This window comes from Caldiplasma sukawensis (assembly GCF_052315375.1).
Lineage (GTDB): Archaea > Thermoplasmatota > Thermoplasmata > Thermoplasmatales > Thermoplasmataceae > Cuniculiplasma.
Genome location: NZ_JBLSDG010000003.1, coordinates 76,707 through 100,187, shown reverse-complemented (window position 1 = coordinate 100,187; position 23,481 = coordinate 76,707). Strand labels below are relative to the sequence as shown.

General features: G+C 37.9%; 21 protein-coding genes and 1 tRNA gene. 10 read left to right on the top strand and 12 right to left on the bottom strand.

The features are described from left to right. The first annotated feature begins 62 nt into the window (after positions 1–62). The 3 genes from ACNF4Z_RS02945 to ACNF4Z_RS02935 all read left to right on the top strand — a co-directional run bounded on the left by ACNF4Z_RS02945 (position 63) and on the right by ACNF4Z_RS02935 (position 2,613). Positions 63–812: an electron transfer flavoprotein subunit beta/FixA family protein gene (locus ACNF4Z_RS02945; RefSeq protein WP_458327752.1), complete on the top strand. Its 750-nt coding sequence runs from the start codon at positions 63–65 to the stop codon at positions 810–812. Further along, positions 809–1,699 carry an electron transfer flavoprotein subunit alpha/FixB family protein gene (locus ACNF4Z_RS02940; RefSeq protein WP_458327751.1) on the top strand — a complete coding sequence of 297 codons (891 nt, stop codon included), beginning with the start codon at positions 809–811 and terminating at the stop codon, positions 1,697–1,699. Before ACNF4Z_RS02945 ends, ACNF4Z_RS02940 begins: the two co-directional genes overlap by 4 nt. Before the next feature lie 143 nt (positions 1,700–1,842). Continuing rightward, positions 1,843–2,613, top strand: coding sequence for a DNA-methyltransferase (locus ACNF4Z_RS02935; protein ID WP_458327750.1), 771 nt, complete (start codon positions 1,843–1,845; stop codon positions 2,611–2,613). 35 nt (positions 2,614–2,648) lie between these two features. On the opposite strand, the gene ACNF4Z_RS02930 is transcribed toward ACNF4Z_RS02935, so the two are convergent. Next, positions 2,649–2,789 (bottom strand) — tRNA-Trp (locus ACNF4Z_RS02930). 139 nt (positions 2,790–2,928) lie between these two features. Between ACNF4Z_RS02930 and ACNF4Z_RS02925 the strand changes: the two genes are divergently transcribed. After that, positions 2,929–3,237 (top strand): hypothetical protein, encoded by a 309-nt coding sequence (locus ACNF4Z_RS02925; protein ID WP_458327749.1) that lies wholly within the window; start codon positions 2,929–2,931, stop codon positions 3,235–3,237. On the opposite strand, the gene ACNF4Z_RS02920 is transcribed toward ACNF4Z_RS02925, so the two are convergent. Continuing rightward, a complete protein-coding gene (locus ACNF4Z_RS02920; RefSeq protein ID WP_458327748.1) occupies positions 3,177–4,502 on the bottom strand; it encodes an AAA family ATPase in 1,326 nt (441 codons plus the stop codon). The genes ACNF4Z_RS02925 and ACNF4Z_RS02920 overlap by 61 nt on opposite strands. Positions 4,503–4,587: 85 nt before the next feature. Here ACNF4Z_RS02920 and ACNF4Z_RS02915 point away from each other — a divergent pair, with 85 nt between their 5' ends. Further along, positions 4,588–5,568 carry a GHMP family kinase ATP-binding protein gene (locus ACNF4Z_RS02915; RefSeq protein ID WP_458327747.1) on the top strand — a complete coding sequence of 327 codons (981 nt, stop codon included), beginning with the start codon at positions 4,588–4,590 and terminating at the stop codon, positions 5,566–5,568. Here the strand turns inward: ACNF4Z_RS02915 and ACNF4Z_RS02910 are convergent. Further along, positions 5,561–6,016 (bottom strand): NUDIX domain-containing protein, encoded by a 456-nt coding sequence (locus ACNF4Z_RS02910; protein ID WP_458327746.1) that lies wholly within the window; start codon positions 6,014–6,016, stop codon positions 5,561–5,563. The two genes, ACNF4Z_RS02915 and ACNF4Z_RS02910, sit on opposite strands and share 8 nt — an antisense overlap. Positions 6,017–6,158: 142 nt before the next feature. Here ACNF4Z_RS02910 and ACNF4Z_RS02905 point away from each other — a divergent pair, with 142 nt between their 5' ends. Genes ACNF4Z_RS02905 through ACNF4Z_RS02895 form a run of 3 tightly spaced genes read left to right on the top strand, consistent with a single transcriptional unit; the run spans position 6,159 to position 10,721 of the window. After that, entirely contained in the window at positions 6,159–7,886 is a 1,728-nt protein-coding gene (locus ACNF4Z_RS02905; protein WP_458327745.1) for a hypothetical protein, read from the top strand. Next, complete coding sequence (locus ACNF4Z_RS02900; RefSeq protein ID WP_458327744.1) at positions 7,861–8,961, top strand: ATP-NAD kinase family protein; 1,101 nt, start codon at positions 7,861–7,863, stop codon at positions 8,959–8,961. The genes ACNF4Z_RS02905 and ACNF4Z_RS02900 overlap by 26 nt, the downstream gene beginning before the upstream one ends. Before the next feature lie 11 nt (positions 8,962–8,972). Next, positions 8,973–10,721 carry a DUF2070 family protein gene (locus ACNF4Z_RS02895; RefSeq protein WP_458327743.1) on the top strand — a complete coding sequence of 583 codons (1,749 nt, stop codon included), beginning with the start codon at positions 8,973–8,975 and terminating at the stop codon, positions 10,719–10,721. Here the strand turns inward: ACNF4Z_RS02895 and aroC are convergent. From aroC to ACNF4Z_RS02870, 5 genes are read right to left on the bottom strand one after another with little or no spacing between them, the layout of a single operon-like run. Further along, complete coding sequence (aroC, locus tag ACNF4Z_RS02890; RefSeq protein ID WP_458327742.1) at positions 10,711–11,784, bottom strand: chorismate synthase; 1,074 nt, start codon at positions 11,782–11,784, stop codon at positions 10,711–10,713. The genes ACNF4Z_RS02895 and aroC overlap by 11 nt on opposite strands. A gap of 9 nt (positions 11,785–11,793) precedes the next feature. Further along, positions 11,794–11,964 carry a hypothetical protein gene (locus ACNF4Z_RS02885; protein ID WP_458327741.1) on the bottom strand — a complete coding sequence of 57 codons (171 nt, stop codon included), beginning with the start codon at positions 11,962–11,964 and terminating at the stop codon, positions 11,794–11,796. A gap of 5 nt (positions 11,965–11,969) precedes the next feature. After that, entirely contained in the window at positions 11,970–12,710 is a 741-nt protein-coding gene (locus ACNF4Z_RS02880; protein ID WP_458327740.1) for a succinate dehydrogenase, read from the bottom strand. Beyond that, entirely contained in the window at positions 12,710–13,462 is a 753-nt protein-coding gene (locus ACNF4Z_RS02875; protein WP_458327739.1) for a succinate dehydrogenase/fumarate reductase iron-sulfur subunit, read from the bottom strand. Before ACNF4Z_RS02875 ends, ACNF4Z_RS02880 begins: the two co-directional genes overlap by 1 nt. Continuing rightward, positions 13,459–15,180 (bottom strand): FAD-binding protein, encoded by a 1,722-nt coding sequence (locus tag ACNF4Z_RS02870; RefSeq protein WP_458327738.1) that lies wholly within the window; start codon positions 15,178–15,180, stop codon positions 13,459–13,461. The genes ACNF4Z_RS02875 and ACNF4Z_RS02870 overlap by 4 nt, the downstream gene beginning before the upstream one ends. Positions 15,181–15,348: 168 nt before the next feature. Here ACNF4Z_RS02870 and ACNF4Z_RS02865 point away from each other — a divergent pair, with 168 nt between their 5' ends. Continuing rightward, the gene (locus ACNF4Z_RS02865; RefSeq protein WP_458327737.1) at positions 15,349–16,203 is read left to right on the top strand and encodes a DMT family transporter; all 855 of its coding nucleotides are present in this window, start codon (positions 15,349–15,351) and stop codon (positions 16,201–16,203) included. On the opposite strand, the gene ACNF4Z_RS02860 is transcribed toward ACNF4Z_RS02865, so the two are convergent. From ACNF4Z_RS02860 to ACNF4Z_RS02845, 4 genes are read right to left on the bottom strand one after another with little or no spacing between them, the layout of a single operon-like run. Further along, positions 16,204–18,906: an AAA family ATPase gene (locus tag ACNF4Z_RS02860; protein ID WP_458327736.1), complete on the bottom strand. Its 2,703-nt coding sequence runs from the start codon at positions 18,904–18,906 to the stop codon at positions 16,204–16,206. Then, positions 18,896–20,023, bottom strand: coding sequence for a metallophosphoesterase (locus ACNF4Z_RS02855; protein WP_458327735.1), 1,128 nt, complete (start codon positions 20,021–20,023; stop codon positions 18,896–18,898). The genes ACNF4Z_RS02860 and ACNF4Z_RS02855 overlap by 11 nt, the downstream gene beginning before the upstream one ends. A 1-nt stretch (position 20,024) precedes the next feature. Further along, complete coding sequence (locus ACNF4Z_RS02850) at positions 20,025–21,548, bottom strand: helicase HerA-like domain-containing protein (RefSeq protein ID WP_458327734.1); 1,524 nt, start codon at positions 21,546–21,548, stop codon at positions 20,025–20,027. Then, entirely contained in the window at positions 21,529–22,518 is a 990-nt protein-coding gene (locus ACNF4Z_RS02845; protein WP_458327733.1) for a DNA double-strand break repair nuclease NurA, read from the bottom strand. Before ACNF4Z_RS02845 ends, ACNF4Z_RS02850 begins: the two co-directional genes overlap by 20 nt. Positions 22,519–22,610: 92 nt before the next feature. On the opposite strand from ACNF4Z_RS02845, the gene ACNF4Z_RS02840 reads away from it, so the two are divergent. Further along, entirely contained in the window at positions 22,611–23,450 is an 840-nt protein-coding gene (locus ACNF4Z_RS02840; protein ID WP_458327732.1) for a CBS domain-containing protein, read from the top strand. Positions 23,451–23,481: the final 31 nt, after the last annotated feature.

Genomic DNA, 23,481 nt, shown 5'->3' with positions numbered 1-23,481 from the left:
ATTATTAAACTTTGATAAAATAAGGTTTTTGTAAGAATCCATAATGTGGATTGGGTGATATTATGTCGCTTAACATTGCAGTTTTAATAAAACAGATAGTTGACATAGATCAGATGAAAACTGACCCTGCTACAGGAAAACCTCTGATTGATACATTACCAATGAGGATGGAGAATCTGAGCAAAAATGCAGTGGAGGCAGCAGTGAAGCTGAAAGAGACACATGGAGGAAAGGTTACAGGATTTATTTACGGTACAGATAAGGCAAATAATGCCATGAAAGAGGCATACGCCATGGGTGTTGATGAAGGTTTCATCATAAAAGGATACAGGGGTAACAACCCATTAGAAACGGCAGATGCACTGTGCTGGAAAATGAAAAAGGTAGGAAATTTTGATCTTATAATACTGGGAAACCAGTCAGCGGATTCATACACTGGATTGCTCCCAGGAATGATTGCTGCAAAACTATCATTGCCACTTCTTGGAAACGCAAATGGAATAGAGATAGATGGAAAGGAAGTGATAGTAAAGAAGGCGGGTGAACAGTATGATGAAACAATAGGTGTTCAAATGCCTGCTGTAATATCGGTGACGCAGGAAATCAATCAACCGAGGCTTCCAGCTGTACTGCAGATAATGGCAGCCGGGAGAAAACCCATTAACATTGAAGATTACACAGGCAATAGGACCGATATGCCAGAAATACTAAGCAATGTTGCTCCAAAAAGTGACAGGAAGAAAATAGTTTTTGAAGACCCAGAAAAGGGAATTTCAGAGGTAGTAAAGGTAATAAAGGGTGAGGTAAAATGAAGATTTTATGTTATGCAGAAACAGGGGCAGAACTCTCCTCCTATATCACAAAGACCTCATCGTTGGGTGAGGTGTACGGCATGGGGCCGGAAAAGGCTGTTGAGGATGCGAAAGAGTACGGTGCAAAGGAAATTTACATGCTTTCAGGAAAGATTCTCTCATCGAATCTCATTTCAGCACTTGAAAATATAAATGTAAATGATTTTGATCTTTACCTCATAGAGAGCACAAGCACGGGAAGAGAATTTGCTGGTATGATAAGTGCAAAAACAGGTAAACAGGCCATTTCTGAGATTTTTGATTTCTCCATTGAAGGTGACCTTACAAAAACAAAAAGGTACTTTTATGGAGGAAAGACAATAATGGAGGAAAAGTCCAAAGCCAGGATACTTGTTGTTGCCCCAGGAACAATGGGTAGCGGAGAGAGAAAATCTGCCTCTGATATAAAGAAAATAGAAATACCAGAGGCTCCAGTGAAGGTAAAAAACGTGGTTGAAAAACAGGTATCATCAAGCAATATTGAGAGTGCACAGGTAATTGTATCTGTGGGAAGAGGCATAGGAAACAAAGAAAACATAGAGAAGGTAAAACCACTTGCTGAAATTCTCCATGGAGAGATTGCTGGTTCCAGACCTGTTTGCCTTGACTACAGATGGTTAAGTGAAGAGAGGCAGGTAGGATTGTCTGGAAAGAAGGTTTCACCAAAGGTTTACATTGCACTTGGAATATCAGGGCAGATACAGCATATTGCAGGAATGAGAGGATCAAAGGTTGTGATCGCAGTTAATAAAGATAAGGATGCACCTATTTTTCAGGAATCAGACTACGGAATAGTAGGGGATATATTCCAGATAGTGCCCAAACTGGTTAACGCATTAAAAAACTAAAAAGTAGGTAATCAAAATATTATATTTTTTAATTCATTTAACATTTGGATTGAGAATTATTAATTATTTTTGATATAAAAATTTTGATAATTTAAATCATTGAGATCTTTATTGGATTAACAAAAAATTTAAAGTGATAAATAATGGATGGAATAGTGGAAAATTCATTTGTGAATAGAATATTCAACATGGATTGCATATATGGAATGAAATCCTTGATTCCAAATGAGTCTATCGATCTTATAATTACAGACCCACCTTTTGGAATTGATTTTATGGCTCAGAGAAACAATTATCACAGGAAAGGAAACACGGTTTTGGAAGGTTACAATGAAGTAAAAAGGGAAAATTACTATGAATTTTCAGTTTCCTGGATGAGAGAGGCTTACAGAAGTTTGAAGGAAACTGGAAGCATGTATGTGTTTTCAGGATGGAATAACCTTAAGGATGTTTTAAATGCATTGGATCAAGTAGGATTTAAAATAGTGAATCATATAATATGGAAGTATCAGTTTGGCGTTGTTACAAAAAATAAGTATGTAACTTCACATTATCATTGCCTTTATGTATGTAAGAATGAAAAGAAGCGTATATTTTACCCATATGCAAGGTATGAAAGAGGCATTGTTGTTAATAAAAGGGATCTCCGTTACCAGGATTTGGAAGACGTATGGGAAATAAAGAGGGAATACTGGCGTGGAACATACAAAACACCAACAAAATTGCCATCAGATCTGATTGTTAAGATGCTGCAATATTCAAGTAAAGAGAATGATATTGTTATGGATCCTTTCCTTGGTTCAGGTCAGGTAGCAGTTGTAAGTAAATCGATGAAAAGAAATTTTACAGGTTTTGAAATCTCAAGAGAATACTATGATTTCATTATTGAAAGAGTTGAAAAATTAATCACTTAAAAATTGGAATTTTTCTATTTTTTAAATTTTAAGAGTGGGGACACTGGGATTTGAACCCAGATCTGCGGGTCTCTTCCCGGTTCATAGTTCCAGTCAATCATCACAAAATCAGATGACCCTCTTCTAATCAAAACCTGACTGGAGCCCGTTAGGATACCTGACTACCCCATGTCCCCGACTACTCCAAAAATGCAAATTAGTATATAAATTTCTTACTCCATTGAATTTATTCCTGATTAAATATATTTTATTACCAAATGGATCGAATTTTAAATGATTCTAACTTTAACTTTATAATCCCAAGTTTCATAACATATGAAGATAATGAAGGGATCACCATTCCGAAAGAGATATATTCTTATTTATAAACATCCAAAAGAGGAGAGAATGAGAAGAGATGTTTTTAGAATCTTCGGAGCTAAAAAAAAGTATGATGATGGTAAATATGTTATATATCTTACAGATCAATTTTTAAAAGAAGGGGTTCTTGCCTTTGTAAGAAGAGAGTATGGGCCTGTAACAATTTACACAAGCGGAACCATAAAAAAATGCAAAAAAGTTATTCAGGAAAGGAATGCATCCAGATCCATCTCAGTGATCTCAGGAAGTTTCAGATCCAGGTAGGTTCCTGAAACAGATCTGTTGAATTCCCTTACAAAGGTTGATGTGTCATTGAGTAATTTTGTTCTCAGATTTTCATCCTTTTTACCCATCTCTATGAAGTATGGCCTCATTGAGTATATCTGTTCCTCCGATGTGTGGAGCATGATTGAGAGAACCTTAACAATATTTCTTACGCGCACTCTCTTGGATTTCCTCTCTGACATTGATCCTATAAATTCCATCCTTCCGTACCTGATGAATGATGGGACCCTCTCAAAATAAGTGCCTAGTAGTGAAAGTATCTCATACACATATGTGTTCATGGCGTAATGTCTGGCCCTCTCACCTTTTCTGTTGATAAGATCTATCTCTGACAACACTTCCATCACCAGGCTCAGTTCTGATGTTTCCTTGGCTATCTGTGGAACATTCTGCGACACATAGAGTAGGAGTGCATTCATACCAATATCAGAGGACATTATGCTTGAAAAATTTCTCATATCGTTTCCCTTGAATATCATATCCATTATCTCAAATATCTTCTCGCTTCTGTCTCTCTGATATTCACCATAGCTGTTTGTAACACCTGTGGTAAGATACTGCTGACAATCGTTGATTGCAGCCCTCACGTCCGGAAGGTCTGCCTTTATTATCTCAACAGCATTTTCCCTAAATTCAAATCCATATTCCTTTGATATTTTCTTAATTTTATCACTTAGAATCTGAACTGCCCTCTTGTAATCGGCATCATTCTTTCTTTTGTACATCTTGTATTCTATTGTCAAAGAATTTTTAAAGATGGACTGTGAATATGAAGTTTTGCTTCTGAATCCATAATAATCGTTCATTGTTATGATTATTGGGCTCCTTGATTTTTGTATGATGTTATTAATTGCCTTATAGCCACCTATCTCTGAATTTGATCCTGCCTCATCTGATCTTACCCTCTCAAAAATATTGTCTGCTTCATCTATCAGTATGAGTTTCTTTTTTTCATCCTGAAAAAGCCCACCATACATTGAAGCATGTCCTGCGGTGTCTTCAAGAAAATTTTCGCTTCTGACATCTGATGAATTTACTTCAAATACCTCCATATCATATTCTTTTGCTATTGCGTATGCTGTTGATGTTTTGCCTAAACCCTGTGATCCGTAAAGAAGGAGCGCTTTTTTTGACGGAGTTCCACTTATCCACGATTCTATCCACTTCCTTATGCTCTCTTTGCTCTCTGAAATAAGAAACAACTCATCAATAGACTCCGGTTTTATCAAGGCACTCCAAAGCATGATTTAATATGACTAAACTGTAAATAAATTTTCATCTGTCAGTGTGACTGCATAAATTAAATATGGAAACATGAATTCAATCTTAATGACTTCACTTGAGCTTTTCTCACCATATAGAATAAGCTTTGCAGGTGGTGGAACAGACATAAGTCCTTTTTATGAAAAATTCGGTGGATTTGTTGTAAATACAACAATTGACCGTGGCGTAAGAATAAATTATCGAGATGATGGTTATCCTCTTGAGGTCACGTCCAGGGATTTTCTTAAAACCTCCTTTTACACAGAAAAAGCTGAAAGCTTTCAGGAAAAAATAGCGGATTTTTTATACGAAAACGGGGTAAAAAAAGGGAGGATATTCATTAACGGAGAGGTTCCTCCTGGATCCGGTCTGGCATCCTCAAGTGCAATGATTGTGGGATTACTAACACTTGCATACAGAATTACGGGGAAAAGTGTTGACCCGTTCAGACTTGGCTTGGATTCATATGAAGCAGAAAAAAATTATTTTGGAATTACACTTGGTGTACAGGATCCTTTTGCAATTTCGATTGGTGGTTTTAAAGCCATGAGATTTGAAGAAGGCAGTATAACATATCTGCCTCTTGAAAACTGTGCTCTTAGAAAATTTATTGAAAGAACTATGCTTATATGTTATACTGGAGCAACAAGGGAGAGTTCTGAGGTTCTAAAAAACCAGGTTTCAAAATCAAAAGAGGGTGATGGTAAAACAATAGAAACACTCAACCATATAAGAAGTGTGGCAGAGAATATGTACAGATCATGCAGGGAAGGGGAAGAGAAAAAATTTACTGAACTTATAACGGAAGGTTGGAATTTGAAAAAAAGTCTAAACAGATCAATATCAGGGGAAAATTCTGAAAAAATAATAAATGAGGGCATGAAAAATGGAGCACTGGCTGCCCGTCTCCTGGGAGGTGGATCGGAAGGATTCGTTCTTCTTATTTGTAAGGAAGAAAAATTATGGCAAGTACAGAATGAACTGATGAAGGTTTCACCCTTCGTCACAAGAGTGAGGCCCTATTCAGGAGGCCCTATATTTATGTGATAAGGCCATTTTTTATACAGTAATCTGTTATCCGGAAGGTCAGCCCCCATACAATATTTTCTCTCCACCTGAAGAAATTTCCAACTCCATTGTCATGTTCAACTTTTATGGTGGACAGATCAATCCAGCCACCATATTCCATCTCACTGTCAACGGATATTTCCAACAAAGACTGGCATTTAAAAATGAATGGATATATGTTAACTTCAGGAAATCTCATTGGATGAAATATTGGCAAGTGCATTTCCAAATGGACAGATTCTTCAGTAATACCTGTCTCTTCATTCAATTCTCTGAGGGCACATTGAAGTGGACTTTCGTCTTCCTTCATGAAACCACCTGGAAAACTGACATTTGATGACCAGGGGTCCCCCTGTCTTTCCTTCCTTTTCATATACAGTGTAAATGGGCCGTTGTGGACCACTGAAACACATGCGTTTCTCCTCATTTTACAATGATTTGTCACCCATACATAATTGTTAACATGTGGGGAATTATATGACAATAAAGAAACATAAATTCAATAAATTTTATTACACTAAACTGAAAAATTAAAATAAGAAAATTCAGTTGAGCTTTATGTTACACAGATGTACCTCTCTCCTAAAGAACGTTCAAAGATAATTCAGATCATTTCAAAATATATCCAGATCAGGGATGTAGAGGATGAAAGAGGCATACCAGTAATTAAGTCATCTACGGATATTAAAAAGGATGTATTCCGGAAAATATACTTTGAACTTAGGGGGTTAAAATACAAAGCCATGATGACCTCCTCTGATGAAATAGTTGTATTGAATTCAAAGGAGAGAAGAACGGGCGTTTTCAGGTACATTCTTCTAATAGCGACAATAATATCAATATTGTACTCCGGCTATATTTACAGTTCAGGTTATTATGAATCGCATAACTTTTATGGAAACATCTTAAGCAGTTTGATCTACTTTGAATTGCCAATTCTTGGAATAATGTTTGTAAGGGAACTGCCAAAGTATGTAATAAGAAAAAAAAATGGGTTGAGATATGACCTGCCACTTTTTATTCCAGACCCTATTTTTATGGGAACCCTTGGTCTGATAAATTCTCAAAGTGAAGATTTTCTTGATAGCGATGAGGAAATGAAGGCTGGCGTTGTTTCCCTTATGAGTTCTTTTATATTTTCCATTGTTCTTTTATTCATAGGTGTATCCGGACTCTCATTCTCTAAAAACAGTGTCTTTGACGTCAATGCAGAACTTTCCGTTTCCAGTTATCCTCTTATGATAAGATTGTTGAGTTCCAGGCTTTTTACAATGCCGGGGTCAATAGATCCAATCGCAATGTCTGGAATTATAGGGCTTATATTCACATCATTCAATACATTTCCAATAGGTTCAATGGATGGCTCCTATGTACTTTCAAAGATGAAAGACAGCCAGAGAAGAATACTGTCATACGTTTTTATAACTGCACTTTTCTTCATTTGTTTCACCTTCCCATCATGGTACATTCTGCTTCTCTTTATTGTGATCACGGGGCTTGAAAAACCATCAACATTGTATTTCAGCCGGGAGGGTATGGGAATCAAAAGCGGTTTGGTTGCTGGAACAGTACTTGCACTGATTGTTCTTGGTTTCAATCCCTATCCTGTGCATGTTTCATCACCACAGTTCAATGTGTTTCTATCCCAGCCTTGCTATTCTTCAATGGTTGGGAGTCCCATGGACATGGCATATTACAATGTTTCAATAGAGAATACGGGGCCTGTATCTATTGCACCTGCCTTTTATATTCAGGGAGAACAGAACATTACGGTCAAATCAGCCCAAAATTACATTCAACCAGGCAAATTCTCATGCTTTACTGTGGAATTTAATTCCTCCAATCTGGCAGTTGGATTCAACAGCATAAATCTGTATGTTATAGTTGGTTCTGCATCCAAAGATGCACAGTTGAGACTTCTGAACGAGAACAGAAGCCATTCCTTTTACATAGACGATGGAAGCATCTGCACATTGACTCCAACCTTCCTTTCCACTGGTGATTGCTACAGTATAACTGTGGTATCACTTGGAAATAAGAACATTACTGATCTCAGTATAGCAGTAATAACTGCATCATCACAGTACTTTGACATAACCATAATTGATGACAGAAACAGCACAATCAATATTACTCAGAACGGTACCTGGGTTGGAAATGGCATAATTGATCTGATGAAGGATTACAGCCAATATCCAAGCACTTATGTAAAAATTTATACAGATTTGAGTAAAAACAATATGGAGATAGCAATATACAACCAGACATACAATGGCATACTCACCTGGCTTGAATAGGAGGCTTAGGATCGGATTTGTTGTAAATCCGGTTGCAGGATCTGGAATCCTTATGAGATTCAACGGTTCAGATTCAATACAATACTCATCCAGTTGGAGCTATTCCATAAGGCGATCCATAAGCTTTTTGGAATCACTTGGAGATGATTTTCAATTTTTCACCTGCTCTGAATCCATGGGTGAAAATTCATTAAAGTCCGCAGGAATTGACAATTATGAGGTAATTTATTCATACAATGGAAAATCAACCAGTGAGGATACTACAAACTTCTGCTCGAAGGCCAAGGATATTGTTGATCTTATAGTTTTTGTGGGAGGAGATGGAACTGCAAAAAGTGTTGCAAGGGCAAACCCACTCATACCTGTTCTTGGTATTCCTGCGGGTATGAAAATGTACAGTTCCGTTTATGCTGATTCACCTCTGGATGGGGCAGAGATAGTTAGAGCATTTGCTCTTGGTGAGAACATTGCTGTAAGGGAAGGAATTGTGGAGGATGTAGACGAGAGCCTTATAAAAGAAGACGTGTTCAAAATAAATGAGAAATACACATTAAAAACTTTGACCTTTCTCAATTACAGAAGAGATCCAAAAATGGAAATGGATACCTATGATGATGAGAGCATTTCCCAGTACATTATAGATAACATGGATGATTCATTTTATCTTATAGGAACTGGATCAACATGCAAGGCCATAATGGATTCTCTTGGCCTGGAAACCTCAATTTTTTCCGTGGATCTCATAAGGGATAAAAAACTGGTCAAGGCTGACTTTTATCCGTCAGATTTTAATATTGTAAAGGATAGCGGAATAAAACTAAAGATAGTGGTATCCCCATATGCTGGGAGCGGATTTTTCCTCGGAAGAGGAAATCGCCAAATTAGTGTCGAGGCTGTGAGATATGCAGGAAGAGACGGGGTGATCATTGTGGGTACAGCAGAAAAAATGAACACAATTGATGAACTAAAGTTTGATGTTCAGGGTCTTGAAAGGGACTTCTTTGGAAATTACATGAGGGTGATAACAGGATACGGAAAGAGTGTTGTAAAAAGATTGCATCGTTTGGATTTATGATGGGGGATTGAATGGAGAGGACATTTGCAGACCTTACAAAGTACATTAAAAAGTCTCCGCCATTATGGAGAAGCATACTTTTTCTTCTTCTTATTGCACTGGCAGAATATGTGCTATCTGGCAGCTATAAGCTTGCCTTTCTTCTAATACTGATTCCGTCGGCAATACTCTTCTTTATTGATCTTCTTTCTTCAAGGGTAATTAAATCTAAAATGAACTCAAAAAGAGAGGCTTTTCTTATAGTTCTTAACATCTTTATATTCTTTTCAGTATACCATATTTTCAATCTTGTTTTTCCATATTTTCACTTTCAAAATGTTGCCATTTCAATTTCATTCTCATCATTCTTTCGGTATCTTGTTTTCTATGTATATATGTCCAAGAGGAAGAGTGCCAATATCTTTCTTTCATCAATTTTTTCAATTGTGATGATCCCAGTGTTCATATATTCAGGAAAGATTGGTATAATACCTGAATCCATAATTTACAGCATTATCGCCTCATTTTTATCTTCTCTCTTTGTTGACAAGACAACAGAGAATTTCAGGATTGCATTTGATCAGGAACCAAGGGATCTCATCAACTATTTTTTATTTGAAAGTGTGGACAGAACGGGAGAGATTAATCAGGCAGGAGTTGATTTTTTCAAAAAATTCTATTCTGAGGAGACTGAGACTGAAAGCGATATGATTCTTTTGAAAACCAGGAAAGGGAATATAAAAGTAGCACTTGTATTTCCATACATTCATCCTGGCCCGTTTGGAACTTCAGGGTCCAGTAATCTTCCTGAAAGACTATATAACAATGTGAAGGAACTTGGTATTGAACCAATGGTTTTTCATACAACCACCACAAACAGTGATAACTGCTCAGGTGATGATGATATTAACTCCATATCTGATGGGATTAAGGAAATGCTAAATAATGTTGAGAGAATGAAATCCTCAGAAAAATGCTCCGGAGTTATGGGAGTGAAGACCGGGGGGGTGAGAATCGATGGAGTTGTTTTTGGAGATTTTGGTTTTGCTGCAATTAATCCTGATAGAATAAAATTCGATGATGTCATAAGAAAAGAGGGTCTCTTTGCCCGGGATGAAATTTTAAAGAAGAGTGGTTGCCACCTCTCCATGATAGATGGGCAGAACAATTTTTCATACGGTTCCAGAGAGATAACAAATATGTCACAGTATCTGCATGGATATGAAAAACTTGTGGAGAGATGCAGAAGAAAAATGTATCCACTGGTGGCAGGATACTCAAGAAATACAAAGGATGGGATTCCATCTCTTGGCCCAATGGGTATTCAATCCCTGGTATTCAGAAGAGAAGATAAGTTGGATGCAGTTATCCTCACAGATTCAAACAACATAACTGAGGATGCAATGAAAGGGCTTTATAATAGGCTAAATGGAATTGTTGATAAAGTTGCAATATACACAACGGACAATCACATTGTGAATTCAGGCACACTTTCAATGAGCCCTCTGGGAGAAAAGGATACTGATAAAGTTGTTGAACTTGCTGTTGAATCAGTTAAAAACGCAATCAATAACATGGAAGAATGCACAGCATACCAGGGAAACATCAAAGTTAGGGTTAAGATGGGATCAGAGAAATCCTACGATCTTTTGATGGATGTTGTTTTTGACACCATAAAAAAGGCAAGAAGGATTGCATTTATGACACTGCCAATTGTTTTTGCCGTACCCATTGCAATATCCTTCCTTGGTATTATCTTCAGAATACCATTTATTTACTGAGATTTCCTGCGAGCATAAGGTCAGCAATTGCAATGGCAGTGACTGATTTTATAACTGGTACAGCTCTTATTGCAATGCAAGGATCATGCCTTCCCTTTACCGTAAGATCGTATGGTTCTCCTGTCTCAACATCTATTGTTCTCATCTTATCTCTAATTGATGAGGTTGGTTTCATTGCCACCCTGAATACTATATCATCTCCGTAGGCTATTCCACCAAGGATGCCACCATTCACATTTTTTTCTGTCCTGAACCCCCCATCTTTGAAAATGAACGGATCGAATATATCCTTGCCCCTTGATCTTCCAAGATTGAATCCATTTCCAAATTCAATACCCTTAAGACCGGGGACTGAAAATAGGAGATGTGAAAGCACAGACTCAATTGAATCAAAGAATGGTTCCCCAATTCCTGGAACTGGATTCTTTACTATTGTTTCAATTATTGCCCCAACAGTATCACCATTCTTTATACATTCCAGGAGAAGTGATTCTGCCATTGTTTCAGACTCTTCATCACCCATCCTGGCCTCTCTTTCATAAATTATGTTTTCATCCTCTGGGATACGTTTTGATTTCACACCTCCCATCTCTTTGATGTAGGACATGATTTCAATACCATTCTGTCTTAAAAACTGAAAAAGGAGTGAACCTGCAGCCACAAGTGGGGCAGTCATCCTCCCTGAGAGAAATCCACCACCTGAATAGTTTCTAAATTCCCCATATTTTATGTAAAGGCTCAAATCACCATGCCCAGGTCTTGGATGTTTTTTTATCTCATCATAATGTGATTGTATTGTATCACCGTTGCTTATCTCCATGTAAATGGAACCGCCATCAGTTCTTCCATTTAGAACACCAGATTTTATTCTAACCTCATCCTTTTCCTTTCTCTGGGTTACAAATTTACTGGTGCCTGGTGCTCTTCTGGCCATCCACAAAGATATTTCATCATGATCTACTTTAACACCAGCTGGAAGACCATCAATCATGACTCCAACAACTTCACCATGGGATGATCCTGTGATTCCTATTGAAAGTCTGTCCTTAAAAAAAAATGACATTTGCCCCCCTCATGGGATGGCAAGTGACAGCAGGAAGATTACAAAACCCACTATTACGAAATATGCTGTATTCATTACATCTGCTGATACAAATTTGTAATATAACCCACCTATCTCAATGAGCAAAAGCCCAAGAAAAAAGAATGGGTATCTGTAAGCCGATTTCATTATTTTAGCCATTTGTCTCACAACCTCAACAATAGTATGTTAATGTGCAGACCTGCAGCTACACCCCTTATGTAAAGATCCACAAGGAAGAATGATGCCAGGCTTAGCCACGCAAGATGCTCATGCCCTTCGTTCAGCCTTGAAACTCCCCTGAAGAAGCCTCTTCTGAAACTTCTCTTGTTGACAGGACAGCTGTAGCAATCCACGTTCCCACCTGTAACATGCCTGAAGAAATGGCATGAAAATGTGTAGAGCGTCACCCAGAGTGTGTTGAGTATCAGCAGAAGTCCTCCAAGGGTAAGGGTACCCTGATAGGAGAGAGCCACATATATATCATAGTAGAAGAAGGGTAAAATGGCAACTGCTGTGTACCAGAACCATCTGTGCAAATTTTCTATTCTGAATATTCCTGTTTCCCCAAAGTATTTTCTTCCAAGCTTTTCACCGGGGAGGTCTTTTTTTCCTCTGTTAAAATTCACCACACCACATGCCACTGGATGCCTGAAAAGGTGCCTGTGGTAATCTTTTCTGTATGCATAACATGTTGCCCTGAAACCTGCCACCAGTGGCAAAACAAGTATTGTTGGAGAATAGAATGGATCTGTTAGACCGTCAACAGGCTTTGTTACAGCAAATGTTGTCATAAGGTAGATGGCAATCAAAGCCAGTAATACAAATGACCAGAATCTTAACTCCAGGAATTCCCTTGGAAATACACCCTTTTCCTTAACTACCGTATTTTTTGAACTGAACGCCATTAATTAACCACCTTCTCTTTCTTTCTTCTCCCCTTAATTACCATTGCAATGGGATCGTACTTTCTGTCCACATTTCTCTCCTTTTCTTGAATTATTGCATTGTCAGTTATCTTTATGTGTTCAGGACAAACTTCAGTGCAACATTTTGTAATATTACAATATCCCAAACCACCCTCATCATTTAGGAATTTAGATCTGTCCAGGCCATCCAGAGGATGCATATCCCACTGTGCTGCCTTAACAATATGCCTTGGGCCAAAATATGGCGTAAAATGCTCCCTAACCACATGGCAAACGTCCATACAAAGGAAGCACTCAATGCATCTCTTGAATTCCTTTGCCCTTTCAACATCCTCAGGATGTATGCGCCATGGTTTTTCGAGCCCTTCCTTTGGAGTGAAGGTTGGAATCTTTTTTGCTATTTCCCAGTTTTTGGACACATCTGTTACGAGGTCCTTTATCAGGGGGAATGCGCCCATTGGGCTCACAGATATTCTATTACCTATCTTATCGACCCTTGTTTTGCACATGAGAGATGGCCTTCCGTTTATCTCAGCTGAACAGGATCCACATTTTCCTGCCTTACAATTCCATCTTATGGATAGTGTGGGATCAATCTTTTCCTGAACATATCTCACTGCGTCAAGCACCACCATCCCATCCACATAAGGTATCTTGTACTCAACAAACTTCCCCTCTTTTTCAGTCTGAGGGTCAAACCTGAAAATTTTTAGATCTATTTCTTTTATCATTCGTATACCTCCGGTTTTACATATGCCTTGTAGTCATCTGGCATTTCTTCCACTGGCTTTGTTGTGAAAGTCATTTTTCCATTCTCATCCATCTGTGTCAATATGTTTTTTCTCCAGTTTGGATCTTTCTTCGGGTAGTCAGATCTTGTATGGGCACCTCTGCTCTCCTTTCTCATCAGGGCAGATTCCACTATTGCCTCGCATGAAACAAGCATATTTCTTAATTCAAGGCATCCAAGAAGTCCATGATTGTACCTTATCATGCCCTTTGTACCAACTTCCTTAAATTCCTCCTTCAGTTCTCCTATTATCTCTCTGGCCTTAAGGAGCCTTGACTCCTCCCTTACAATACCAACATTATCGCTCATGCAACTTGTGAGTTTGTCTATGAGATCGTATGGATTTCTTCCATTTTCCCTGAAAAATGATTTAACATAATCGATGATTGCCTGAATATCCTTATCATCTGGAACTTCCTCCTGTTTTGTTTTGGCATACTCCGAGGCTGCATCACCAGCCCTCTTTCCAAATACAAGTATATCTGAAAGTGAGTTCCCTCCCAGTCTGTTTGCCCCATGCAAACCGGATGCGACCTCTCCAGCCGCAAACAGATTGTCAAGATTGCTTTTCTCCGTGTATGGATCTACTTCAATTCCACCCATCATATAATGAACCGTTGGAGCTACCTCCATCTTTTCCTTTGTAATGTCTATTCCTGCAAATTCCAAAAACTGCTGATACATTGAAGGAAGCTTCTTTTTTATAAAATCGGCACCCTTGTGTGTTATATCAAGATAGACTCCTCCGTGCTCGGTCCCCCTTCCCTCTATTATTTCACGGTAATTTGCTCTTGCAACCACATCCCTAGCATCAAGCTCCTTCTTCTGTGGGGAGTACTTAAGCATATACCTTTCTCCCTTGGAATTAAGCAATATGCCACCTTCTCCCCTGACACCCTCAGTTACAAGTAGACCTCTCACACCAGGAGGATAGACCATTCCCGTTGGATGAAACTGAATCATCTCCATGTCCTTTAGAATCACACCTGCCCTGTATGCCATACCTATACCGTCACCGGTGGATTCCCATGAATTTGATGTGACCTTGTAAACCCTTCCTGAACCTCCAGTGGCAAGAATGAAAGCTTTGGCAGTGAATACGTAAAATTCACCTGTATTCATTTTAATTCCAACTGCTCCAACAATTCTGTTTTCCTTCTTTATGAGATCAACCATGTACATTTCATCATAAAATTCAATATCTCTGTGCAACACCTGTTCTTCAAGAGTTTTTATAAGCTCAAGACCTGTTCTGTCTCCAACGTGTGCTAGTCTTCTGTATGTATGTGCACCAAATGCCCTCTGAAGTATTCTTCCATCTGGAGTCCTGTCAAAAAGAGCTCCGTACCTTTCCAGTTCAAGCACCCTCTCCGGAGCCTCTTTCGCAAGTATTTCTGCCATTCTCCAGTTTGATATGTAAACACCCTCTTCTATTATATCTCCAAAGTGAACTTTCCAGTTGTCCTCCGGATCAACGTTTCCAAGGGCGGCGGCAATTCCACCCTCCGCCATAACTGTGTGAGCCTTTCCAAGAAGTGACTTCGTCACAAGAACAGGTTTTAACCCGGCTTCCTTAACAGATATTGAAGCACGCATACCTGCCCCCCCTGCCCCAATGATCAAAACGTCACAGGATATTTTATTAATCTTGCCCTCCATCATTTCACTCTCTTTACATAACAGGTATGATTATGCTCTATAAATTTTTTTAAAAACTTCCCTTGCTTTATATTCATTGATAAAATTTTTTTGTACTTTTTAAATTCCCAATCTATGAATGAATTTATGTAAATGTTTTAATCCAACATAAACATCCCACTCCGATTTATGAGAGAACTTAAATTTCTTTTTCCATACGTCATTGTTACAGATTTTTCTTACTTTGTTGCTAAGGACGGCTTGCTCTTCAGTTCTCCAATGGTTTTCATGGCAATAAGGTATCTTCTTTCTGGACTAATCATACTGGCTTTTGCCAGAAAATTGATCCTTAACAAAGATATACTTGTACTTTCAATAATGACAACAATGGCAACAATATTCTGGATTGAAGGATTACTTTACGTATCTCCTGCACAATCATCTGTGCTCAGTTATTCGATGCCACTTTTTTCATTGCCATTGGCATTCCTGATAGTTAAAGAAAAGCCGGATGTAAAGGAACTAGCGGGAATAGCTGTTGGATTTGCAGGTGTTTTTGTATATGGAATTCCTCTTTTCTCAGGATTCACCCTTTTAGGTTTTGTACTCACAGTTATCAATGCGTTTTTCTGGGCTGGCTTTACAGTATATTACAGAAAGGTAAGGGAATCTGATCCTCTGGCAGTTAATGCAACCCAGTTTCTTGTAGGCAGTATATTCCTCTTTATACTCTCACCATTTGGGTTTCATCTCACATTTAATGTACAGTTCACAGCAGACCTGCTTTACATGGCCATATTTGCTGGTGCAATTGCGTTTGTCACCTGGAATTTCTTAATAAAGACGAGCAGTGTTAACAAGGTGACGGTGCTTGCATTTTCCGTACCAATAAGTACAACAATCATTGAATCAGTTCTTTCCTCATCAATACCAACAGTTTACGGTATAGCCGGAATCTCCTTGATGTTCCTTGGCATTATTATATCAAGGCTCAGAAGAGGTATAAAAGTCATACCACCAGGAGGCCAGGAAATCCCGGCATGATTATTCAGTCTCAACAATAGATATGCCCTGATCATTTTTATCAATATGAAATACAACTGCTGCTCTCAGTTCGAGTTCCCTGTGATGTGTTATTATTATGATCTGGGAAAGGGATGCAAGGTTGCCAATATCATACATACCGTTTTCCAGTATATCCTTAAGATCGTTTCTCCTCTCTTCATCAAGATAAACTGTTGGTTCATCCATAAGGACTGAATTCATCTCCGTATTGAGATATCTGGCGATTGCCAACCTCACTGTGATGGCCACAGCAGTTCTCTCCCCTCCGCTCAGCTGTTTTATAACCTTTTGAATTCCGTTCTGCAGAACTTTAATTTCAAAATTCTTTGATATTGAAATGTCCTCAAAACCCATGTTGAATGAAAGCATTATCTTTCTGCAGTACATATTTATTGTATTGAGGGCGTAAATCCTAAGGCTGGCAGGTATTCCGTCGGGTGAAATTGCCCTTTGCACCTCCTCCATGGCTGAAACAAATTTTTCAATTCTTTCAATATCATTTAAAATTATCTCCTTCTCCTCTATGTCTATTTTAAGTTTTTCAATATCTTTTTCTAGTTCCTCAGCCATGTCTTTAGCACTCTGAATTTTACCCTTTACATCCCTGTATTCATTTTCCTTCAATTCAAGATTTGTATCAACACCCTGGAATTTTTCAAGTTCTTGCTCAACATTTTTCATTTCATTCAGAATGCCTGATAATTTGTCCTGAATTTCATTCAATTCATTCACAGTGTTTTTTTCTTCCTCACTGTACTTTTCATAGTTTTTCATATCATTTTCAAGTTTCTTTAATTCTTTTATTAACTTAGAAGATGATTCAATAACCTTCTCTGTGACCATTATTCCTGTTTCATCCCTGAAACTATTAATTTTCCCTTCCATTTCCTTTATTTCAGATTGACAGGAATTTAAATTTGACTCCAAATTCTCCCTCTCCAACGCAATCAGTTCTGCCTTTATCTCATCCCGCTGAGTCTGTATCTTTCTAAGTTCTTTTTTTCTCTCGTTCTCCTCCTTCAACTGAATTTTATAATTTTCTATTTCACTGGAAATTTTTTCAGGTGATTCTAACTTCTCCTCATTTTTTTTCAAATCTTCTTCTAATTTTCTTATTTTCTCATTTATTTCGAATAGCCTGGTATAATTTGATCCTTTTAAGCTCTTGATTAAATCATTTAAATTTTCAATATCTCTATTCATTTTTTTCAATTTTTCATTGTTTTCATTAATAATATTTTTGAAATCCGCTATATCTTTATTCATTCTCTCTTCCAACTCAATCCTGTGAGTTTCACTAAGTTCCTGTCCACAGAGAGGACATGTGTTATCCTCTCCAAGCATCCTTAACTTTTCCATTGTTTCCTTCTCTTGTTTTGAAATGTTTTTTGTTTGCAGGGATAGTTTTTCAATCTCTTCACTCAGTTTGTTTCTGTTTGATTCAATGAGTGATATTTCATTGGAAATCTCCTCAGGATCTTCTATTTTTTTATGGATTAATTCAAAAATTTTCTCAATTATTTTTGTTTTGTTTTTTCTCTCATTATGCAGATCTTCTCTAAATTTGTGAATGTTTTTGTTCACCTCTAAACACTCTTTCATCCTGTTCTCTGCCATACTTATATTCTTACTCAATTCCAAAATTTTGTTTTCGCACGACTGTATATCATTTTCATTGAAATTTATCTGATTAAGCTTGGATTTTAACTCATTTTTTCTCTCTATTTTTAAGAGTAATTTCTCCATTTCCTGGCTTTTCATCTTCAATGATGATACTGTGGATGAAAGATTTGATATATCCAAATAATTCTGTACAAGGGGGTTTTTGCTAAGACTCTCATATTCTGTTTTTATATCATACAGATTTTCAATCTGCTTTTTGATATCATTGAGTTTATTTTTTTTATCATTTAGATTTCTCTCCAATTCATTTTTCTGTTGGTTTAGATTGTCAAGTCTCTCTTTCTTTTTAATTCTCTTCTGATTGAGTTCCTTAAGATTTTTCAAGTCTTTTTCAATTTCAATGGCTTTTTTAAAAAGTATTTTTTCATTCTCCCTTGAGTTGTTTAATTTTTCTACCTTTTCATCAAGATCTTTTTTAATTTTAACAAGGTCATTGACTACATTATTTTTTATTTCTGTCTTGCCCTTCTCCTCTCTGGAAAGTTTCCACAATATTTCAGAGGCTTTTGAATAGCCTTCAATACCTATTATGCCATCTATTGTCTCCTTCCTGTTTTTTGGTGCAAGATTTATTAGATTCTCAATGTCACCCTGCTCAACAAACACTGAGTTCAAAAATGCATCCCTTGAAATTGAAAAGGCATTCAGAATGTAATCATTTACTTCCTTTGCCCCCTCTGCCACTTTTTTTCCGTTAACCAGAAGTTCCACTTTCTTTTGCCTTTCACTTTCTCCTGATAGCTCTAGATGCCTCTCAATTTCATAAAGTGCAGAAGAATGAGAAAACCTTACTTTTACAATTGCATGATTTTTATTGTATGATATATATTTATCACGATCCTTCCCCTCAAGACCGAAAAATGCAAATTTTATACCTTCAAATATGGATGATTTTCCTGAGCCATTTTTTCCTATTATTATGTTAAGACCGTTGCTGAACCTTATTTCAGTCCTTCTGTGTGAGATAAAATTCTCAAGATAGACATATTCAATTATCATCTTCCCATCCATCCATTATTTTTCTTATTTCATTTATGTCACTTTTGTTACCCTCTTTTTTGATGTAGTTGTATAGGTCATATGCAATTCCGCCCTTCCTTTCATTTTTGAAAAACTCGTTGAAAATATTCCTTGCGTTAACACCTTCATTAATATTTAAAATGCGTGGTTCCTCCTCCTTTGAATTTATAATAGGTGGCATTATAATTGCACTCTCCCTGTATGGAGAGATGGCATTTTCCACAGTCTTTCTGCTGATGGTCTCATTTACTGTAATGTGCAGTAATGGTTTTTTTTCAAAATTTTTTTTCAACGTTTCATCAAGCTTTAATATAACTTCATCAAGAAGCCCAGAAAACTCTTCCTGGTATCTCACTTCCTTAAGTGTCCTTCTTTTAATCCTTGCCTGATCCCCATCCAGGTCAACAATATTAACACCTTTTCCCTGTCTTAGAAAACCAGGTATTTCATTTCTACTCTTTATCTCCGTTGACCCTGCATAGGAAAATATGCCAGATGCAAGATTTCTCTGCTGAAACTGGTGAACGTGCCCGAAAGCCAAATATGAGAAATTGGCAGGGAGGTCAGAACTGTCAGCTTCACAGTTTTCCGGAGGGAAAAATGGGGAAATGGCCTGATGGGACATGAGAATTGTATTGTGTTTTCTCTCTGCCTCCTCGGCCCCTCTCCTGTAAAGATTCTTAAGTTCATCGCTCCTGAATCTCCTGTAATTTCCAATTGCATATATGAAAAACTCTTTTTCATCTACTGTCTGTGGTTCATCGCCAATGGCCATAGCCTCTATTCCCAGAAAATCAAATATTCTGGCAGAGTTGGCATCCCGCAGCCTGGGCCTGTCGTGATCTCCTGGAATCACATACATTTTCTTTCTCCTCTGGTTTATTTTCAGCATGTTGTCCCTGAGACATATTAAGGCGTTGTTTGATGGTCTGTTTGTATCAAAAAGATCCCCGGTGTGTATAATGAAGTCCACATCCTCCTCAATTCCTATATTAATGGCTTCCGTAAAGGTATCAAAATAGTCTTTTTCCCTCTCCGGTATCCCATATTCCATTGCACCCAGATGTGTATCCGAAAGATGGAGAAAACGAACCATTTCAACTCAACCCCTTAAGACGATTTTTTACCTTTCCACTGTCAAACATCATATCCCTTGCTTCCCTGGATCTTTTTATGAGTTCATCCATATCAATGTCTCCTCCGCCCTCTCTTGTCTTTCTCTTTCTAACCTTCACTATCACAGGGAATTTTGTGAACTCCCCTACAAGTACAGCCTCACCAGTATTAAGTGATGGGAGATCATCCAGAATGGACTGACTCACCGATTCACAACTTTCTGCAATTGCCCTCTGATCCATTGGATTAGTGATTCTAAGTATTATCTGTGAATTGCACTGGCTAAGAACATCCTGATCTATCTTGTTTGGCCTCTGGGTTATTACAACCAGAAAAACCCCAAATTTTCTCCCCTCCGAGGCTATTTTCTTTATGAGATCTGACAATCTTGACTTCATGGTGCTGCCAACAAAATTGTGAGCCTCCTCTATGAATATGATCACCGGATACTCATACTGGTTTGAAACTTTTCTTTCATATATTTGATCAATTATTCTAAGGCAGAAGTATGACATTATTTCCTGATCAAGTCCAGACAGGTCAAGTATTGACAACTGCCCGGGGTTTAGAAATTCTGATATCTCCGTTCCGTTGCTTGAGAATATTCTGCTCACTGCCTTCAACAGAGATATTCGGCCAGATATCTTTCCCTTATCCTGTGAGTTAAGCTTCTCATAGGATTCCATAAAATCTTCAAAGCCCCTCTTCCCCTGCATTCCTCTCATAATTTTTCTTACAATCTCTCTTAATGTTGTCCATTCTTCCTCTATTCTCATTATATCAAAAAGATCCTCTTCATCAAGGTCCTGAAATCTCACAGTGAAATTTTCAGCCAGTGCTGAAGTCTCTCTTCCGTATCTGCCAGTGCTCCTGTCAGTTCTGAAAATTTTTGTAAACAACCCCAGTTCAGGATCTGACTTTATGTGTACGTAATCTGCATGGGGGTCAAGAACCACCATGTTTGCACCCTTCTTCAGGAGTTCCTCCATAAGTACGGCAGCAATGTTGCTTTTTCCTGCCCCGGTTTGGGCCATTATTGCAACATGTCTTCTGAGCCCGTTGATCCTTATGCCGATTTCCACAGAGTCATAATCCGGAAGTGTTCCAAGAATCACAGAATTCTCCCTCTCCATACCAAATAGCTTTGAAAGTATTTCGGAACTGGCCCTTCGAACTACCTCTCCAATCCTTATTAAGCTTCTGTTTCCCTTGGATGTCTCACCATCTTTTAGAATTGTACCTGTCACCCTTACAGAACAGATACTTCTGTGCTCAGATATTCCGGAATTTACAAAAACTTCAACACTCCTGTAATCCCTCCCCTCGGATATTAGATCACTTACGGAACTTAACTCCTCAACCCTTCCAACTATTTGTCCCCCCGGAGATTCCACATAAACATACTCCCATTTTTTAATTTCAAGATTTGGCTTAAGTATAAATCTAAAAAAATCGCTCCTGTTTCCCGTAACAACAAAGCCTATTTCAGTATCTGAATCTTTCACGCCTCTCACCCCGTGTCTCTGAAAATAGGAGACCACTTTCCTGGTCAAAATAAGGATTTATGATGTTTTCAACTTCATCCCTTGTTATTTTTGCCATTCTGTCTGCAGCAACCAGCCATACGTTATGAACGGAAAGCGAGGAATATCCCTCCATTATCCATCCACACACAATCTTTTCATCAACATCCTCAGAAAAAGAAATGAAATCTACCTTCATTGGTGTATCTCCAATCTCTGGTATTATATGAAATGTGTAATATTTTTCATGAAATCCTTCCATTATGTCACTTTCCAACGGAACTGTATAACCGGGTCTTTCACATACTGATCTGAGAAGCATATGATCTGTTATGTATCTTTTTTCAATAGCTCTCTGAAAATCAATATCTCCTGTGATAATGTCCCTGAGAAATTTTCTTGTTTCAGAAGTTTTTGATAAATATATTATTGTTGTACTGTTCTCCCGGGCGGCGTTTAAAAGATTTTTCAACTCTTCATAATATAAAGGTTTCAGTCTATCCATTTTCTCGTTTCTTATGTTTGGCCAGTATAGCCTGCCTGAGAGAGATCCATCCATCATCATGATTTTAAAGTCCCCATTTTTTATCACATCAGCGGCTGCCATGTGCTCATTCATTTCCATAATACGCTTGGTGAACTCTGGAAGATATTCCCTCTCTATATGGAAAAGGTCAAATGAACTCCTCTGAATACTATTTTTCCCATTTGTAGATATTGCCCTTGAGGCGAGAAACTTCATTCCATTATACAGTTCACGAACATGTAGTGAACCGTCCGTTGCCCATACCTCTCCCTCTGGCCTTATGTTTTTTTCCAGAGGTCTGTATCTTTGAGAAACTATTTCTTTAAGCTTGAGAAAAATCGGGTCCTTTTCAGATATCATAAGGCTGTCCCTTATAAAGTCACCGTTTTCAATAAGATATCTCTTCAGTGACTGGTAAAAATCCATGAAAAATAAAAGTTGAATGAAATACTTAATCTTTAAGGTGAATGGCTCAGGATGAATTAAAAGATTTAAGTAATCTGCAGTTATGATTTATTGTGACTCTATCACTTAAGGATATAATGACCTCGGACCCTGTTGTATTTAAGCTCCCAAACTCTGTTGCAGTTGCCGTTGATACATTGATCAAATACAACATAACTGGAATGCCCGTGACCGACGGAACAGGGAGGTTTGTTGGCATTATCTCTAGAAGAGATATATTTGAAAATCCAAATGAAACACAGACTTCCCTCATAATGAGAAAGGGGCCAGTTGGTGATCTCGAGATGCCAATCAATGAAGCAGCAAAAATAATGCTTAAGGAACACAGAAGACACATGGCGGTGGTGGACTCAGATGGCAGGGTTGCAGGAATAGTTACACCTCAAGATTTTTTGAAAATCATTGAAAATAACTACAGCAACATTCTTGTAAAGGATATTAAAAGAGGAGTAACACTACCAGTGTGGGAAGAGACCCCTCTCCCTGTAATATACAAATCAATGAGGGTTAATGGCATATTTGTTTACCCTATACTGGACAGAGAGGGAAATTTCAAAGGTTTGCTTACTGACAGAGATCTCTTTGAAAAGATTGATGTTGGAACTGTAAAGCAGAGTGAGGCACAGTCCATAAGTGACGACGACCCATGGTCCTGGGAGGGGATTAAAAACGTGGTTTCCTATTTTATTGAGAAGAATCATATAAAAATACCGGATATACCTGCGAGATCAATTGCAATATACAGACCTGTTGTTGTGAACATTAACGAAAGATTGTCAATAGCAGCAAGGAAAATGAGAGACGGAAATTTCAATCAGGTACCTGTTGTTTCAACAGTTAAAGGACTTGAGGGAATACTCCTTGATATTGATCTTCTTTCCGTATTCAAATGATATTTATATATGCAAGAATTACGCAAATTGG

Coding starts and splice junctions, on each gene's coding strand:
- ACNF4Z_RS02870 (WP_458327738.1), bottom strand. CDS start 15,180: ATGGAGGGCAAGATTAATAAAATATCCTGTGACGTTTTGATCATTGGG.
- ACNF4Z_RS02910 (WP_458327746.1), bottom strand. CDS start 6,016: ATGAGGAGAAACGCATGTGTTTCAGTGGTCCACAACGGCCCATTTACA.
- ACNF4Z_RS02865 (WP_458327737.1), top strand. CDS start 15,349: ATGAGAGAACTTAAATTTCTTTTTCCATACGTCATTGTTACAGATTTT.
- ACNF4Z_RS02945 (WP_458327752.1), top strand. CDS start 63: ATGTCGCTTAACATTGCAGTTTTAATAAAACAGATAGTTGACATAGAT.
- ACNF4Z_RS02925 (WP_458327749.1), top strand. CDS start 2,929: ATGAAGATAATGAAGGGATCACCATTCCGAAAGAGATATATTCTTATT.
- ACNF4Z_RS02885 (WP_458327741.1), bottom strand. CDS start 11,964: ATGGCTAAAATAATGAAATCGGCTTACAGATACCCATTCTTTTTTCTT.
- ACNF4Z_RS02895 (WP_458327743.1), top strand. CDS start 8,973: ATGGAGAGGACATTTGCAGACCTTACAAAGTACATTAAAAAGTCTCCG.
- ACNF4Z_RS02935 (WP_458327750.1), top strand. CDS start 1,843: ATGGATGGAATAGTGGAAAATTCATTTGTGAATAGAATATTCAACATG.
- ACNF4Z_RS02880 (WP_458327740.1), bottom strand. CDS start 12,710: ATGGCGTTCAGTTCAAAAAATACGGTAGTTAAGGAAAAGGGTGTATTT.
- ACNF4Z_RS02920 (WP_458327748.1), bottom strand. CDS start 4,502: ATGCTTTGGAGTGCCTTGATAAAACCGGAGTCTATTGATGAGTTGTTT.
- ACNF4Z_RS02940 (WP_458327751.1), top strand. CDS start 809: ATGAAGATTTTATGTTATGCAGAAACAGGGGCAGAACTCTCCTCCTAT.
- ACNF4Z_RS02915 (WP_458327747.1), top strand. CDS start 4,588: ATGACTTCACTTGAGCTTTTCTCACCATATAGAATAAGCTTTGCAGGT.
- ACNF4Z_RS02875 (WP_458327739.1), bottom strand. CDS start 13,462: ATGATAAAAGAAATAGATCTAAAAATTTTCAGGTTTGACCCTCAGACT.
- ACNF4Z_RS02845 (WP_458327733.1), bottom strand. CDS start 22,518: ATGGATTTTTACCAGTCACTGAAGAGATATCTTATTGAAAACGGTGAC.
- ACNF4Z_RS02905 (WP_458327745.1), top strand. CDS start 6,159: ATGTACCTCTCTCCTAAAGAACGTTCAAAGATAATTCAGATCATTTCA.
- aroC (WP_458327742.1), bottom strand. CDS start 11,784: ATGTCATTTTTTTTTAAGGACAGACTTTCAATAGGAATCACAGGATCA.
- ACNF4Z_RS02860 (WP_458327736.1), bottom strand. CDS start 18,906: ATGATAATTGAATATGTCTATCTTGAGAATTTTATCTCACACAGAAGG.
- ACNF4Z_RS02900 (WP_458327744.1), top strand. CDS start 7,861: ATGGCATACTCACCTGGCTTGAATAGGAGGCTTAGGATCGGATTTGTT.
- ACNF4Z_RS02855 (WP_458327735.1), bottom strand. CDS start 20,023: ATGGTTCGTTTTCTCCATCTTTCGGATACACATCTGGGTGCAATGGAA.